The sequence below is a fragment of the Coprococcus ammoniilyticus genome, assembly GCF_025567345.1.
Classification (GTDB): Bacteria; Bacillota; Clostridia; order Lachnospirales; family Lachnospiraceae; genus Coprococcus; species Coprococcus ammoniilyticus.
In genome coordinates this window covers 159,669-176,270 of record NZ_JAOQJS010000007.1, presented here as the reverse complement: position 1 = coordinate 176,270, position 16,602 = coordinate 159,669, and the positions used below count along the sequence as shown (strand labels likewise).

The window sequence follows — 16,602 nt, the reverse complement described above, 5'->3', positions numbered from 1 at the left end:
CAGCAATTATTAAACTATATTATATTAATGGAGGAAATAATAATGACAACTCAGGAAATTATTGAAGTAATCAAAGGTTTATCAGTATTAGAATTAAATGACTTAGTTAAAGCATGTGAGGAAGAATTCGGTGTATCAGCAGCAGCAGGTGTTGTTGTAGCAGCAGCAGGCGGAGACGCTCCAGCAGCAGAAGAGAAGGATGCATTCGATATCGAACTTACAGAAGTTGGTCCTAACAAGGTTAAGGTTATCAAGGTTGTTCGTGAGATCACAGGTCTTGGCTTAAAGGAAGCTAAGGATGCTGTTGATGGCGCTCCAAAGGTTATCAAAGAGGGAGCTTCAAAGGACGAGGCTGAGGAAGCTAAGACTAAGTTAGAGGCTGAAGGCGCTAAGGTTACATTAAAGTAATTTTATTCCTTGTATTTATGAATATCTTTCGACCTGGCGGGAGAATTACCTGCCAGGTCGTTTTTGTCAAAGTTCCGGCGAACTGATCATTTTTATCAATAAGAGCAGTTGAAACCGAATAAGTGATTTTAAGATTCTGAACACAGATACGACATGATATAGTCAGCGTTATGTATCTGTTCTGTAATAATACCGCTGCAGGCTGTTTCAAAAGAATGCAGAGGGGCATATAAATATGGATAAAAGTTCATATACAATTCTTTAATAAAAAATTCCAAATATTTCTTGACATATACCTTGAAAATGTGATACAGTGTAGGATGTCTATACTATGGGTTGGTTTGCGTTCAAACCAGACATATAATGACACGGCTAATATATTTCGGTTAAATGTAAGCATTTCAACAGAATATACGCTTAAAAATAAATTCCAAGGGGTGAATGTGTCGATGGAAAAAAACAGAATTAGTCCTGTTCAATCTGGTAAAGGTATCCGAATGAGTTATTCCAGACAGAAAGATGTACTGGAGATGCCTAACTTTATCGAAGTTCAGAAAAACTCATACCAGTGGTTCCTTACCGATGGTCTGAAGGAGGCATTTAAAGATATCTCTCCTATTACTGACTATACAGGACAGCTTAGTCTTGAGTTTGTAGATTTCCAGTTATGTAGAGATGATGTGAAGTACTCAATCGAAGAGTGCAAGGAAAGAGATGCAACATATGCTGCACCGCTTAAAGTAAAAGTAAGACTCCATGCAAATGACGCAAAGGAAATGTCAGAACATGAGATTTTCATGGGTGATCTTCCTCTTATGACCGAGACAGGTACATTTGTGATCAACGGTGCAGAGCGAGTTATCGTAAGCCAGTTGGTGCGTTCACCTGGTATCTACTATGATATTGCACATGATAAGATTGGTAAGAAGCTGTACTCCTGTACAGTTATCCCAAACCGTGGTGCATGGTTGGAGTACGAAACAGATTCGAATGATGTTTTCTATGTTCGTGTAGATAGAACCAGAAAGGTGCCTATCACAGTACTTATCCGTTCACTGGGAATCGGAACAAATGCAGAGATTATCGATCTGTTTGGCGAAGAACCAAAGATTTTAGCAAGTATTGAAAAGGATCCTTCTGAGACATATCAGGATGGTCTTCTTGAGCTGTACAAAAAAATAAGACCGGGTGAGCCTCTTGCAGTAGAGAGTGCAGAGAACCTGATCAATGCAATGTTCTTTGATCCAAGACGTTATGATCTTGCAAAGGTTGGACGTTATAAGTTCAATAAGAAGCTGGCATTCCAGAACAGAATCACAGGTCAGATACTTGCAGAGGATGCGATCGATCCGGCAACCGGTGAAGTAATCGCAGAAGCAGGCACGACACTTACAAGAGCACAGGCAAAGGATATCCAGGATGCTGCTGTACCATATGTTATGATCCAGACAGAAGAACGTAACGTAAAGGTGCTTTCAAATATGGTAGTAGATCTGTCCAAGTATGTTGGATTTGATCCTGCTGAAGTAGGTATCCATGAGGGTGTATACTATCCTGTCCTTGAAACCCTTTTAAATGAATATTCAGACGAAGAAGAATTAAAGGCAGCTATCGCAAGAGATGCATCTGACCTTGTTCCAAAGCATATAACAAAAGAAGACATTATCGCTTCAATTAACTACAACATTCACCTTGAATATGGTATTGGAACAAAGGATGATATCGATCACCTTGGTAACAGACGTATCCGTGCAGTCGGAGAACTTCTTCAGAATCAGTATAGAATCGGTCTTTCCAGACTGGAAAGAGTTGTAAGAGAGAGAATGACGACTCAGGACGTAGAGACGATCACTCCACAGTCTCTGATCAACATCAAGCCTGTAACAGCAGCAGTTAAGGAATTCTTCGGAAGTTCCCAGTTGTCACAGTTCATGGATCAGAACAACCCATTGTCTGAGCTGACTCATAAGAGAAGATTATCAGCCCTTGGTCCCGGTGGTCTGTCACGAGACAGAGCAGGATTCGAGGTTCGAGACGTACACTATACTCATTATGGTAGAATGTGTCCTATCGAGACTCCTGAAGGTCCTAACATCGGTCTGATCAACTCTCTGGCTACTTATGCAAGAATCAATGAGTATGGTTTTGTAGAAGCACCATACAGAAAACTGGATAAATCAGATCCTGCAAACCCTGTAGTTACAGATGAGGTTATTTATCTGACTGCAGATGAAGAAGATAATTACAGAGTTGCACAGGCGAATGAACCTCTGGATGCAGATGGTCATTTCGTAAATAACAACGTATCAGGAAGATACAGAGAGGATACAACAGAGTTCCCGAAATCAAGAGTTGATCTGATGGACGTTTCTCCTAAGATGGTATTCTCAGTTGCTACATCCATGATTCCTTTCCTTGAGAACGATGATGCAAACCGTGCTCTGATGGGATCAAACATGCAGCGTCAGGCAGTTCCGCTTATGCTTACCGAATCAGCCGTTGTAGGTACCGGTATGGAAGCAAAGGCAGCCGTTGACTCAGGTGTATGTATCGTTGCAAAGAGAGATGGTGTAGTTGAATATTCCACAAGTAAGGAAATCTGTATTAAGGCAGATGAAGATGGAACAAAGGATATCTACCACGTTATCAAGTTCGCACGAAGCAATCAGGGTAACTGTATGAACCAGAGACCTATCGTATTCAAGGGCGAGCATGTTAAGGCTGGAGAGGTTATCGCAGACGGACCATCTACTTCAGGTGGAGAGATCGCACTTGGAAAGAATCCGCTGATCGGTTTCATGACCTGGGAAGGTTACAACTACGAGGATGCTGTTCTTTTAAGTGAAAGACTTGTAAAAGATGATGTATATACATCTATTCATATTGAGGAGTACGAATGCGAAGCGAGGGATACCAAGCTCGGACCGGAAGAGATCACAAGAGATCTTGCTGGACTGTCCAATGATGCATTAAAGGATCTGGATGAGAATGGTATTATCCGTATCGGTGCTGAGGTTCGTGCCGGAGATATCCTTGTCGGTAAGGTTACTCCTAAGGGAGAGACAGAGCTGACAGCAGAGGAAAGACTCCTTCGTGCCATCTTTGGTGAGAAGGCAAGAGAAGTAAGAGATACTTCCCTGAAGGTTCCTCATGGAGCATTTGGTGTCATCATGGATACCAAGATCTTCACAAGAGAAAATGGTGATGAACTTTCACCGGGTGTTAATAAATCAGTCAGAGTATACATTGCTCAGAAGAGAAAGATCCAGGTAGGAGATAAGATGGCTGGTCGTCATGGTAACAAGGGTGTAATTTCCCGTGTACTTCCGGTAGAAGATATGCCATTCCTTCCAAATGGCCGTCCGCTCGATATCGTGTTGAACCCACTGGGCGTTCCTTCACGTATGAATATCGGACAGGTTCTTGAAATCCATCTTGGTCTTGCTTCACAGGTTCTCGGATTCAAGGTTTCAACTCCTGTGTTTGATGGTGCAGACGAGTTTGATATCATGGATACTCTTGAGATGGCGAATGATTATGCAAATACTGAGTGGGAGAACTTCTACGAGAAATATAAAGATTCTGTTTCAGAAGAAGTAATGAATTACCTCTATGAGAACAGAGATCACAGAGAAGAATGGAAGGGCGTTCCGATCGACAGAACCGGTAAGGTACAGCTTCGTGATGGTAGAACCGGTGAAGAATTTGACAGCCCTGTAACAATCGGTTACATGCATTATCTTAAGCTCCACCATCTGGTTGATGATAAGATCCATGCACGTTCAACCGGTCCGTACTCATTAGTTACACAGCAGCCTCTGGGTGGTAAAGCTCAGTTCGGTGGACAGCGTTTCGGTGAGATGGAAGTTTGGGCACTGGAAGCATACGGTGCATCATATACATTACAGGAAATCCTGACTGTTAAGTCGGATGATGTAATCGGACGTGTTAAGACATATGAAGCGATCATTAAGGGTGAGAACATTCCTACACCTGGTATCCCTGAGTCATTCAAGGTACTGCTGAAGGAATTCCAGTCACTTGGTCTCGATGTCAGAGTTGTAAAAGACGATATGACAGAGGTTGATCTCGGTGAGACGATCGAAGCGTATGACGAGAATGTTAAGAGCATGATCGATGATGATAAACGGGAAGCTGATGGACGTGAATTTGAAGAAGCGGGCTTCAGCGGAACAGATGAAAATGATGAGCTGACATCATTATCAGACGGAGAATATCTGGATGATTACAGCGATGATTATGATGACAACTCAGATGATGAATTTTAGAAAGGAGATTTTGTAAGATGCCAGAATTTAACATGGAAACTCCAGAACAGGAACAGGCTTTAAGCTTTGACGCAATTAGAATCGGACTTGCATCTCCTGAAAAAATCAGAGAATGGTCACATGGTGAGGTTAAGAAACCTGAGACTATCAACTACAGAACATTAAAACCGGAAAAAGACGGTTTGTTCTGTGAGAGAATATTTGGACCTAGCAAGGACTGGGAATGTCATTGTGGTAAATACAAGAAGATCAGATATAAAGGTATTATCTGTGATCGATGTGGTGTAGAGGTTACAAAGGCCAGCGTTCGTAGAGAGCGTATGGGTCATATCGAGCTTGCAGCACCGGTATCCCATATCTGGTATTTCAAAGGTATTCCTAGCCGTATGGGACTGATCCTTGATATTTCTCCAAGAGTACTTGAAAAGGTATTATACTTTGCATCTTATATTGTTCTTGATCCAAAGGACACACCGCTTACTTATAAGCAGGTTCTGACAGAGCAGGAATACAGAAAGGCTGAAGAGGACTTCGGATACGGCTCCTTCCGTGCAGGAATGGGTGCTGAGTCCATTCAGGAGCTCTTAAGAGCAATCGATCTGGATAAAGAGAGCGAAGAATTAAAGGCTGAGCTTAAGAATTCAAGCGGACAGAAGAGAGCCAGAATCATCAAGAGACTGGAAGTTGTTGAAGCATTCCGTAATTCTGAGAATAAGCCGGAGTGGATGATCATGGATGTTATTCCTGTTATTCCACCGGATATCAGACCTATGGTTCAGTTGGATGGCGGCAGATTTGCTACATCTGACCTGAATGACTTATATAGAAGAATTATCAACAGAAATAACCGCTTAAGAAGACTTCTTGATCTGAACGCTCCTGACATCATTGTCAGAAACGAGAAGAGAATGCTTCAGGAAGCTGTTGATGCGTTAATTGATAATGGTAGAAGAGGCCGTCCTGTAACAGGTCCGGGTAACAGAGCATTAAAGTCTCTGTCCGATATGTTAAAGGGTAAGCAGGGACGTTTCCGTCAGAACCTTCTTGGTAAGCGTGTTGACTATTCAGGACGTTCCGTTATCGTAGTAGGACCGGAACTTAAGATTTATCAGTGTGGTCTTCCAAAGGAAATGGCTATCGAATTATTCAAGCCATTTGTTATGAAAGAACTGACAGCCAGCGGCAGAGCAAATAACATTAAAGCTGCTAAGAAGATGGTAGAAAAGCTTGAGCCGGAAGTTTGGGATGTACTTGAGGATGTAATCAAAGAGCATCCGGTTATGTTAAACCGTGCTCCTACACTTCACAGACTGGGTATCCAGGCATTTGAGCCTATCCTTGTAGAAGGTAAGGCAATCAAGCTTCATCCACTGGTATGTACAGCGTTCAACGCCGATTTCGATGGTGACCAGATGGCTGTTCACCTTCCACTTACAGTTGAGGCACAGGCAGAATGTAGATTCCTGCTCCTGTCCCCGAATAACCTTCTGAAGCCTTCAGATGGTGCTCCGGTTGCCGTTCCTTCACAGGATATGGTCCTTGGTATCTACTATCTGACAATGGAGAAGGATGGCGATATCGGAGAAGGCAAGTTCTTTAAGTCAAAGAACGAAGCACTGCTTGCATATGAGAATAAGGAGATCACTCTCCATTCTAAGATAAAAGTAAGAAGAACTGTTACAACAGAAGACGGAACAGAGGTTACAGGTATCATCGATACTACACTCGGTCGTTTGCTGTTCAACGAGATCATTCCTCAGGATCTTGGATATGTTGACAGAACAAATCCTGATAATATCCTGAAACTTGAGATTGATTTCCATGTTGGTAAGAAACAGTTAAAGCCGATCCTTGACAAATGTATCAATACACATGGCGCAACCAAGACTGCTGAGGTTCTGGATGACGTAAAGGCAATCGGTTACAAGTATTCAACCAGAGGTGCTATTTCAGTATCTATTTCAGATATGAAGGTGCCGGACGAGAAGAAGCAGATCCTTGCAGATGCTCAGACTCAGGTTGACAAGATCACAAAGATGTTCAGACGTGGTCTTATGACAGAGGAGGAGAGATACCTCGCTGTTGTTAAGGTTTGGGAAGAAGCCGATAAGGTTCTGACAAAAGCCCTTCTGGACGGACTTGATAAATATAACAACATCTTCATGATGGCAGATTCCGGTGCCCGTGGATCTAACCAGCAGATCAAACAGCTGGCTGGTATGCGTGGTCTGATGGCAGATACAACCGGACGTACGATTGAACTTCCAATCAAGTCGAACTTCCGTGAAGGTCTTGACGTTCTGGAGTACTTCATTTCGGCACATGGTGCTCGTAAGGGTCTGTCCGATACAGCGCTTCGTACAGCCGATTCAGGATACCTGACCAGACGTTTGGTTGACGTATCACAGGATCTGATCATTCGTGAGACAGATTGTTGTGCAGGAAAAGCAATTCCTGGTATGGAAGTAGAAGCTTTCATGGAGGGAAAAGAAGTAATCGAATCCTTCCAGGAGAGAATTACAGGCCGTTACCTTGCAGAATCTGTATACGATAAAGATGGTAACCTTTTAGTTAAGGCAAACCACATGGTATCACCAAAGAGAGCTGCTCTGATCGTAAATCAGGGTGTAGATTCAAACGGTGTTCCGTTCCTTGATCCGGATACAGGTGTTACAAGACAGGATGCAAAGCTTAAGATCAGAACGATCCTGACATGTAAGTCACACCTTGGTGTATGTGCAAAATGTTATGGTGCCAACATGGCAACCGGACAGCCGGTACAGGTTGGTGAAGCTGCCGGAATTATCGCAGCTCAGTCAATCGGTGAGCCTGGTACACAGCTTACCATGAGAACATTCCATACTGGTGGTGTTGCCGGTGATGATATTACACAGGGTCTTCCTAGAGTAGAAGAGTTGTTCGAAGCAAGAAAGCCAAAGGGACTTGCGATCATCGCAGAGTTTGGCGGTAAGGTTCAGCTTCGTGATAATAAGAAGAAGAGAGAAGTCGTTATCACAAATGACGAGACAGGTGAATCAAAGGCATACTTAATTCCTTATGGTTCCCGTATCAAGGTTCTGGACGATCAGGTTCTGGAAGCCGGTGATGAATTAACAGAAGGTTCTGTTAATCCACATGATATCTTAAAGATCAAAGGTATCCGTGCAGTTCAGGATTACATGCTTCGTGAAGTACAGCGAGTATACAGACTTCAGGGTGTTGATATCAATGATAAGCATATCGAGATCATTGTTCGTCAGATGTTAAAGAAGATCAGGATCGAGGATAACGGAGATTCATCCTACCTTCCGGGAACACTGGTTGACGTTCTTGATTTTGAAGATACAAATGAGCAGCTCATCGCAGAAGGCAAACAGCCGGCAGAAGGCTCACAGGTAATGCTTGGTATTACAAAGGCATCACTTGCTACAGATTCCTTCATGTCAGCAGCGTCCTTCCAGGAGACAACAAAGGTTCTTACAGATGCAGCTATTAAGAGTAAGGTAGATCCGCTTAATGGTCTGAAAGAGAACGTTATTATCGGTAAGCTGATCCCAGCAGGTACAGGTATGAAGCGTTATCGTTCTGTAAAGCTTGATACAGAGATGGATGAGATCAACTTCTTTGATGATGATGAAGAGATCGACTTCGGAGATGATCTGGAAAGCACAGAGTTAGAAGATGCAGTTGATACCGATGCAGATGCAGAGGATGAGGCGGAAGAAAATGCTTCAGACTTGGAATCTGTAGAGGCAGAGACATCTGATAACGAATAAATAAATTTGAAAAGTGCTTGACACGAATAATTTCAATATATATAATGGTAAGGCATGCGTGAGAACGTATGCCTTATATTATTTTTTATTTTGAAAGTAGGAGGTGAAAACATGCCAACATTTAACCAGTTAGTTAGAAAGGGAAGACAGACAGTAGAGAAGAAGTCAACTGCACCAGCTCTTCAGAGAAGTTTCAACTCATTAAAGAAGAAGCCAACTGAGACAAGCTCTCCACAGAAGAGAGGAGTTTGTACAGCAGTTAAGACAGCTACTCCTAAGAAGCCTAACTCAGCTCTGAGAAAGATCGCCAGAGTTCGTTTATCAAACGGTATCGAAGTTACAAGTTATATTCCAGGTGAAGGTCACAACCTTCAGGAGCATAGCGTAGTTCTTATCCGTGGTGGTAGAGTAAAGGACTTACCTGGTACAAGATACCATATCATCAGAGGTACTCTTGATACAGCAGGTGTTGCAAAGAGACGTCAGGCTCGTTCTAAGTACGGTGCTAAGCGTCCAAAAGATGCTAAGAAGTAATTAAAACCGTATTATTGGAAACATTCCAAAAAAATGTGCTGGTTAGGCCATGTTTTTGCTATGAGATAAGGTGTTGATGCATAAAATGCAGAAAACATCAGATAGATAGAAGAGATGGAAATAACAGCACGAACACATTTTATAATGTGAGTACCGAAGAATTAATAAATATTAAGGAGGGAAGAACCGTGCCACGTAAAGGACATATCGCAAAGAGAGACGTATTAGCGGATCCAATTTACAATAACAAGGTGGTTACCAAGCTTATCAACAACGTAATGTTAGATGGTAAGAAGGGTGTTGCCCAGAAGATTGTTTACGGTGCATTCGACCGTATCGCAACTGAAACTGGTAAGGACGCTATCGAGGTATTTGAAGAGGCTATGAACAACATCATGCCATTACTCGAGGTTAAGGCAAGACGTATCGGTGGTGCAACATATCAGGTACCTATCGATGTAAGACCAGATAGAAGACAGGCTCTTGGACTTCGTTGGTTAACAACATTTTCACGTGCTAGAAGTGAAAAGACCATGGAAGAAAGACTTGCAAGAGAGATCATGGATGCAGCTAATAACACAGGTGCATCTGTAAAGAGAAAAGAAGATATGCACAAGATGGCAGAAGCAAACAAGGCGTTTGCTCACTACAGATTCTAATCTGTGCCGTCTACAGAATAATAAAAGGAGGACAATCCGTTGGCTGGAAGAGAATATCCATTGGACAGAACAAGAAACATTGGTATTATGGCTCATATCGATGCTGGTAAGACAACTCTTACAGAGAGAATCTTATACTATACCGGTGTTAACTATAAAATCGGTGATACTCATGATGGTACAGCTACTATGGACTGGATGGAGCAGGAGCAGGAAAGAGGTATTACAATCACTTCCGCTGCTACAACCTGTCACTGGACATTAGAGGATCATCACAAACCAAAGGCTGGTGCTTTAGAGCACAGAATCAACATCATTGATACTCCAGGTCACGTAGACTTTACTGTAGAAGTAGAGCGTTCACTTCGTGTACTTGATGGCGCCGTTGGTGTATTCGATGCAAAGGCTGGTGTAGAGCCTCAGTCAGAAAACGTATGGCGTCAGGCTGACACATACAACGTTCCACGTATGGCATTCATCAATAAGATGGATAAAATGGGTGCTGACTTTTTCTACTCAGTTCAGACAATTATTGATCGTCTGGGCAAGAATGCAATTCCAGTTCAGATTCCTATCGGTAAAGAATCCGATTTCATCGGTCTGATCGACTTATTTGAGATGGATGCATACTATTATAAAGATGATAAGGGTGAAGACATCGAGATCACAACGATCCCTGATGACTTAAAAGAGCTTGCTGACAAATGGCATGAGAACCTTGTAGAGAAGATCTGCGAGTTAGATGATGACTTAATGATGATGTACCTTGAGGGTGAAGAGCCTTCAATCGACGAAATGAAGAAAGTTCTTCGTAGAGCAACTATTGCTTGTGAAGCAGTTCCGGTATTCCTTGGTTCCGCATACAAGAATAAGGGTGTTCAGAAGATGCTTGATGGTGTTATTGAATATATGCCAGCTCCTACAGATATCCCTGATATCACAGGTGTAGATCCTGAGGGAAATGATGTAGTTCGTCATTCATCAGATGAAGAACCATTTGCTGCATTGGCATTCAAGATCATGACAGACCCATTCGTTGGTAAGTTAGCATTCTTCAGAGTATATTCAGGTACATTGAACTCAGGTTCATATGTATTAAATGCAACAAAAGACAAGAAAGAGCGTGTAGGACGTATCGTACAGATGCATGCAAATGCTCGTAAGGAAATTGATAAGGTTTACGCTGGTGATATCGCAGCTGCTGTTGGTTTCAAAGTAACAACAACTGGTGATACAATCTGTGATGAGCAGCATCCGGTTATCCTTGAGTCAATGGAATTCCCAGAGCCAGTTATCGAGCTTGCTATCGAGCCTAAGACAAAGAATGATCAGGGTAAGATGGGCGAGGCTCTTGCAAAGCTTGCTGAAGAAGATCCTACATTCAGAGCACATACAGATAAAGAAACAGGACAGACAATCATCGCTGGTATGGGTGAGCTTCACCTTGAGGTTATTGTTGACCGTCTGCTTCGTGAGTTCAAGGTTGAGGCTAACGTAGGTGCACCTCAGGTTGCTTACAAAGAGACATTTACCAAGGCTGTTGACGTTGATAGCAAATATGCTAAGCAGTCAGGTGGTCGTGGTCAGTATGGTCACTGTAAAGTTAAGTTCGAGCCAATGGATCCAAACGGCGAAGAGACATTCAAGTTCGAATCCACAGTTGTTGGTGGTGCTATTCCTAAGGAATATATCCCAGCAGTCGGTGAAGGTATCGAAGAAGCTGCTAAGGCCGGTATTCTTGGTGGATACCCGGTACTTGGTGTTCATGCAAATGTATACGATGGTTCATACCATGAAGTCGATTCATCAGAAATGGCATTCCATATCGCCGGTTCTATGGCTTTCAAGGATGCTATGGCTAAGGCAAATCCAGTTCTTCTGGAGCCTATCATGAAGGTTGAAGTTACAATGCCTGAGGAATACTTAGGTGATGTAATCGGAAGCTTAAATGCTAAGAGAGGTCAGATCGAAGGTATGGATGATATCGGCGGTGGTAAGATCGTCAGAGCATTCGTTCCACTTGCAGAGATGTTCGGTTACTCAACAGAGCTTCGTTCATCTACACAGGGACGTGGTAACTACTCAATGTTCTTTGAGAGATACGCTCAGTGTCCAAAGAGCGTTCAGGAGAAGGTTATCGCTGAAAAGTCAAAATAATAGTTTGACAACTCAGAAAGGCATTTTGCCGTGCCTTTCGACTTAAAAGAGTAAAATAAATCATATCAGCAGGTAAAAAGGTTGAAAATCCTTATGCCTGCTGGTATAAAGAGATAAAAAAAGGTTGAAAATCTTTTATATATTCTATATAATGAGTTTTAGCCAAGCATAGCCCTTAGGGGTACGAAATTTAAGGAGGATATTAAAAAATGGCAAAGGAAAAGTTTAATAGAAGTAAGCCACATTGTAACATTGGTACAATCGGTCACGTTGACCATGGTAAAACAACATTAACAGCAGCTATCACAAAAGTTCTTTCAGAGAGAGTAGCTGGTAACGCAGCTGTTGATTTCGCTAACATTGATAAGGCTCCAGAAGAGAGAGAAAGAGGTATCACTATCTCTACAGCTCACGTTGAGTACGAGACAGAGAAGAGACATTATGCTCACGTTGACTGTCCAGGACATGCTGACTACGTTAAGAACATGATCACTGGTGCAGCTCAGATGGATGGTGCTATCCTTGTTGTTGCTGCTACTGATGGTGTTATGGCTCAGACAAAGGAGCACATCTTACTTTCACGTCAGGTTGGTGTACCTTACATCGTTGTATTCTTAAATAAGTGCGATATGGTTGATGATGACGAGCTTATCGAACTTGTAGAGATGGAAGTTACAGAACAGCTTGAAGAGTACGGATTCAATGATTGTCCAATCGTTAAGGGTTCAGCTCTTAAGGCTCTTGAAGATCCAATGGGACCTTGGGGAGATAAGATTATGGAACTTATGGATACAATAGATTCATACATTCCAGATCCTCAGAGAGATACAGATAAGCCATTCATCATGCCTGTAGAGGATGTATTCACAATCACAGGTCGTGGTACAGTTGCTACCGGTAGAGTAGAAGCTGGTGTTATCCACTTAAATGATGAAGTTGAAATCGTTGGTATTAAGCCAGAAATCCAGAAGACAACTGTAACAGGTATCGAGATGTTCAGAAAGCTCCTTGATGAAGGACAGGCTGGTGATAACATCGGTGCTCTTCTTCGTGGTATCAAGAGAGAAGATATCGTAAGAGGTCAGGTTCTTTGTAAGCCAGGTTCAATCACATGTCATACAAAGTTCACAGCTCAGGTTTACGTTCTTACTAAGGACGAGGGTGGTCGTCATACACCATTCTTCAACAACTACCGTCCACAGTTCTACTTCAGAACAACTGACGTAACAGGTGTTTGTAACCTTCCAGCAGGTACAGAGATGTGCATGCCTGGTGATAACGTAGAAATGACAATCGAACTGATTCACCCAATCGCTATGAGCCAGGGTCTTACTTTCGCTATTCGTGAAGGCGGACGTACAGTAGGTTCAGGACGTGTTGCTACAATTATCGAGTAATCTACGCGTAAGTAACGAGAAGATTAGATAAATAAAAAATATCCGGAGAGTGTTTACACTCTTCCGGGTATTTTTTTGTTTATCGATTAGCAGCAATATTGACAATGAAATTACCGGTATGTTACTTTGTAGATGCAAACAATTGGGTGGGCTTATAAGCAAGCCCTGTGCAGCAGAAAAGGAGATATCAATGAAGAAAATCTTGATTACCGGTGGAACCACATTTGTCAGTAAGTATGCAGCAAAGTATTTTGTAGAGCATGGATATGATGTCTATGTAGTGAACCGTAATTCAAAACCGCAGGTTAAGGGCGTGACGCTGATTGAAAGCGACAGGCATAATTTAGGGGATAAGCTGAAGAATCTGCATTTTGATGTTGTTGCCGACATAACCGCTTATGATGCACAAGACATAATTGATTTACATAATTCGCTGGACTCTTTTGATCAATATATAATGATTAGTTCCAGTGCGGTATATCCGGAGTATGGTGTACAGCCATTTCCTGAGGATTCTGAAAGAGCAGTAAATAAATTCTGGGGAAAATATGGAACAGATAAGATCGAAGCAGAAAATGCACTGTTGGAGAGAGTCCCGGATGGTTATATTTTAAGACCGCCATATTTATATGGTTCTATGGACAACGTCTATCGGGAGGCGTTTGTATTTGACTGTGCAATGGCAGACAGAAAATTTTATTTGCCGGAAGACGGTGAGATGAAATTACAGTTTTTCCATGTGGAAGATTTGTGCAGGCTGATGGAAATATTAATTACAAAGCGCCCAACGGATCATATCTTAAATGTCGGAAATGAAAATGCAATATCGATAAGAGACTGGGTTATCAAATGTTATGCCTGCTTTGATAAAGTACCGGAATTCGTATCGGTACCGGAAACAGTAGAGCAGAGAAATTATTTCAGCTTTTATAATTATGAATACTGTCTTGATGTGACCCGGCAGAAGAAGATATATCCGGAGACGATGTCAATGGATGCCGGGTTACAGGAGGCTGCAAATTGGTATATAGAGCATGAAGGTGAGGTAAACAAGAAGCCATATTGGGAGTATATTGATACCAATTTGGTATAAAGGTAATTGACATAATAAGATGACAAGCGTGTGTATCAGGAAGGGAATTACGATGAAAATAATAGAAGTAATGGATCTGAACCGTCCGGAACTGGCGGTTTATGCGGAGCTTTCGGAACGGCAGCTTGCAACAATCTATGAACCGAAGGAAGGATTGTTTATTACTGAGAGTCCGAAGGTGATCGGGCGGGCGTTAGATGGTGGATATGAACCGGTGTCTTTTCTGGCAGAAAAGGGACAGCTTGCAGAGGCTGAGGAGATTCTGGATCGGATGGAGGATGTCCCAATCTATGTTGCACCGGATGAGATATTGACGAAGCTTACCGGTTATCATCTGACAAGGGGGCTCTGGTGCGCGATGCGCCGCAGGACATTGCCAACGATAGAGGAGGTATGTCAGGGAGCGAAGCGGATCGCTATTTTGGAAGAAGTGGTCAATCCGACAAATGTGGGAGCATTGTTCCGCTGTGCCGCAGCACTTGGTATGGATGCAGTGATATTGACCGGTGGCTGCAGTGATCCTCTTTACAGACGTGCAAGTCGTGTGAGTATGGGAACAGTATTCCAGATTCCGTGGACCATGTTGTCAAAGAAGGATGGTGTCTGGCCGGAGCAGGCAATGAAGACATTGAAAGAAATGGGCTTTAAGACGGCGGCAATGGCACTCCGGGAAGATAGTGTAGGAATTGATGATCCGCAGTTAAATAGTGAGGAAAAGCTGGCAATTGTGCTCGGTACAGAGGGCGATGGGCTGACCGGAGATACGATAGCTGACTGCGATTATACGGTTATGATTCCGATGGCACATGGTGTGGATTCACTTAACGTAGCGGCGGCAGGAGCGGTAGCTTTCTGGCAGCTGGGACATCAGCGGCAGGAGTAGTATCCGTTTGTAAAGATTGTGCGTCGACGACAGGAAAGGGTGGTCTTCTGGCAGGTGAGATACCGCTGACAGGAATAAATAGTATTCATCTGGAAAGTTATAGCATCAGTCGCAGAAAGTAGCAGCCGCAAGAAAACATGCTGGGAATATATTGATGCCGATTTGGTAAAATAATAAATTGACAAATAATAAGATGGCAGTATAATGATTGGTAGCACTGAATTGGTGCTACCAATTTCTTTTATATGAAAAAGTATAGTTCAAACGAAAAAGGATAAAAAATGTAGAGAGGATATTTGAATGAAGTATATTAGACAGTTTTTAATCATTCTTGCAATTTCATTTATCGGGGAACTGCTCAAATATGTATTACCTTTGCCGATTCCTGCCAGTATTTATGGAATGGCGATTTTATTTGTATGCCTGATGACTGGATGGATCAAGTTAGAGGCAGTGAAAGAGACAGGGAAATTTTTAATTGAGATCATGCCATTGATGTTCATTCCTGCCGGTGTTGGTCTGATGGTTAGCTGGGGAACGCTGAAGCCGGTGCTGATTCCGGTATGTGTGATCACGGTCGTTACGATCATTACGGTTATGGCGATGACAGGCAGACTGTCACAGTGGATCATCAGAAAGGATAGGAAGAAAGAGGAACAAGAGGATGCATGATTTTTTTGAAAACTCCCTGTTTGCGGGAGTTACACTTAGCCTGATCTCATATTTGATCGGGTCAATATTAAAGAAGAAATTCAAACTGGGAGTATTTAATCCGTTGCTGATCTCGGTTGTGGTTACTATTCTGGTACTGGTTGTGAGCAAGGTGGATTATGATACTTATAATGAAGGCGCCAAATATTTAAGCTGGCTGTTGACCCCTGCAACTGTATGCCTGGCGATCCCACTCTATGAACAGTGGGAACTGCTGAAGCATAACTGTAAGGCGGTTATGGTAGGTCTTGTTGCCGGTGTGGTGACAAGTCTTTGTACGGTGTTTGTATTGTCAAAGATCATGGGACTTACACATGAGGAGTATGTAACGATGCTTCCGAAGTCTATCACGACTGCGATCGGTATGGGTGTTTCAGAAGAACTGGGTGGATATGTAACGATTACGGTTGCGGTTATTATCGTAACGGGTGTTCTTGGAAATATATTTGGTGAATTAGTGTGCAAGATTTTTCGAATCACCGAACCGATATCAAAGGGTCTGGCATTTGGTTCTGCATCTCATGCGATCGGAACGGCAAAGGCGATCGAGATCGGTGAAGTGGAGGGGGCAATGAGCAGTCTGGCGATTGCGGTTTCCGGTATTCTTACGGTTGTGCTTTCGTCGTTATTTGCGCATTTTATGTAGTTATATACGCCGCATTATAAAATGCAGGGGTTTATTTCAAATTTACAGA

The 16,602-nt window shown here is 42.6% G+C and carries 11 protein-coding genes; all 11 read left to right on the top strand.

From position 1 onward, the window contains the following. Window positions 1-42 precede the first annotated feature (42 nt). The 11 genes from rplL (at window position 43) to OCV60_RS12350 (ending at window position 16,553) form a co-directional block, all read left to right on the top strand. Window positions 43-408 carry a 50S ribosomal protein L7/L12 gene (gene rplL, locus OCV60_RS12400; RefSeq protein ID WP_118675227.1) on the top strand — a complete coding sequence of 122 codons (366 nt, stop codon included), beginning with the start codon at window positions 43-45 and terminating at the stop codon, window positions 406-408. Between the two features lie 449 nt (window positions 409-857). Then, entirely contained in the window at window positions 858-4,697 is a 3,840-nt protein-coding gene (gene rpoB / locus OCV60_RS12395; RefSeq protein ID WP_118483189.1) for a DNA-directed RNA polymerase subunit beta, read from the top strand. A 17-nt stretch (window positions 4,698-4,714) separates the two neighbouring features. Then, window positions 4,715-8,473, top strand: coding sequence for a DNA-directed RNA polymerase subunit beta' (gene rpoC, locus OCV60_RS12390; RefSeq protein WP_117785715.1), 3,759 nt, complete (start codon window positions 4,715-4,717; stop codon window positions 8,471-8,473). A gap of 111 nt (window positions 8,474-8,584) precedes the next feature. Beyond that, window positions 8,585-9,007, top strand: a complete 423-nt coding sequence (gene rpsL / locus OCV60_RS12385) for a 30S ribosomal protein S12 (protein ID WP_044945751.1) — start codon at window positions 8,585-8,587, stop codon at window positions 9,005-9,007. A 188-nt stretch (window positions 9,008-9,195) separates the two neighbouring features. Beyond that, window positions 9,196-9,666 (top strand): 30S ribosomal protein S7, encoded by a 471-nt coding sequence (gene rpsG, locus OCV60_RS12380; RefSeq protein WP_044945754.1) that lies wholly within the window; start codon window positions 9,196-9,198, stop codon window positions 9,664-9,666. 39 nt (window positions 9,667-9,705) lie between these two features. Beyond that, window positions 9,706-11,823 carry an elongation factor G gene (fusA, locus tag OCV60_RS12375; protein ID WP_084770701.1) on the top strand — a complete coding sequence of 706 codons (2,118 nt, stop codon included), beginning with the start codon at window positions 9,706-9,708 and terminating at the stop codon, window positions 11,821-11,823. Window positions 11,824-12,032: 209 nt separating this feature from the next. Beyond that, on the top strand, window positions 12,033-13,220 hold the full coding sequence (gene tuf, locus OCV60_RS12370) for an elongation factor Tu (RefSeq protein WP_008402040.1): 1,188 nt from the start codon (window positions 12,033-12,035) through the stop codon (window positions 13,218-13,220). A gap of 190 nt (window positions 13,221-13,410) precedes the next feature. After that, window positions 13,411-14,313: an NAD-dependent epimerase/dehydratase family protein gene (locus OCV60_RS12365; protein ID WP_262530266.1), complete on the top strand. Its 903-nt coding sequence runs from the start codon at window positions 13,411-13,413 to the stop codon at window positions 14,311-14,313. 52 nt (window positions 14,314-14,365) lie between these two features. Next, entirely contained in the window at window positions 14,366-15,196 is an 831-nt protein-coding gene (locus OCV60_RS12360; RefSeq protein WP_262530265.1) for a TrmH family RNA methyltransferase, read from the top strand. Window positions 15,197-15,496: 300 nt separating this feature from the next. Next, the gene (locus OCV60_RS12355; RefSeq protein ID WP_008402058.1) at window positions 15,497-15,868 is read left to right on the top strand and encodes a CidA/LrgA family protein; all 372 of its coding nucleotides are present in this window, start codon (window positions 15,497-15,499) and stop codon (window positions 15,866-15,868) included. Continuing rightward, complete coding sequence (locus tag OCV60_RS12350; RefSeq protein WP_262530264.1) at window positions 15,861-16,553, top strand: LrgB family protein; 693 nt, start codon at window positions 15,861-15,863, stop codon at window positions 16,551-16,553. Before OCV60_RS12355 ends, OCV60_RS12350 begins: the two co-directional genes overlap by 8 nt. Window positions 16,554-16,602: the final 49 nt, after the last annotated feature.

Bases quoted from the DNA above. Each gene is read 5' to 3' on its own strand.
- rplL (WP_118675227.1), top strand. From the start codon at position 43: ATGACAACTCAGGAAATTATTGAAGTAATCAAAGGTTTATCAGTATTA.
- rpoB (WP_118483189.1), top strand. From the start codon at position 858: ATGGAAAAAAACAGAATTAGTCCTGTTCAATCTGGTAAAGGTATCCGA.
- rpoC (WP_117785715.1), top strand. From the start codon at position 4,715: ATGCCAGAATTTAACATGGAAACTCCAGAACAGGAACAGGCTTTAAGC.
- rpsL (WP_044945751.1), top strand. From the start codon at position 8,585: ATGCCAACATTTAACCAGTTAGTTAGAAAGGGAAGACAGACAGTAGAG.
- tuf (WP_008402040.1), top strand. From the start codon at position 12,033: ATGGCAAAGGAAAAGTTTAATAGAAGTAAGCCACATTGTAACATTGGT.
- OCV60_RS12365 (WP_262530266.1), top strand. From the start codon at position 13,411: ATGAAGAAAATCTTGATTACCGGTGGAACCACATTTGTCAGTAAGTAT.
- OCV60_RS12360 (WP_262530265.1), top strand. From the start codon at position 14,366: ATGAAAATAATAGAAGTAATGGATCTGAACCGTCCGGAACTGGCGGTT.
- OCV60_RS12355 (WP_008402058.1), top strand. From the start codon at position 15,497: ATGAAGTATATTAGACAGTTTTTAATCATTCTTGCAATTTCATTTATC.
- OCV60_RS12350 (WP_262530264.1), top strand. From the start codon at position 15,861: ATGCATGATTTTTTTGAAAACTCCCTGTTTGCGGGAGTTACACTTAGC.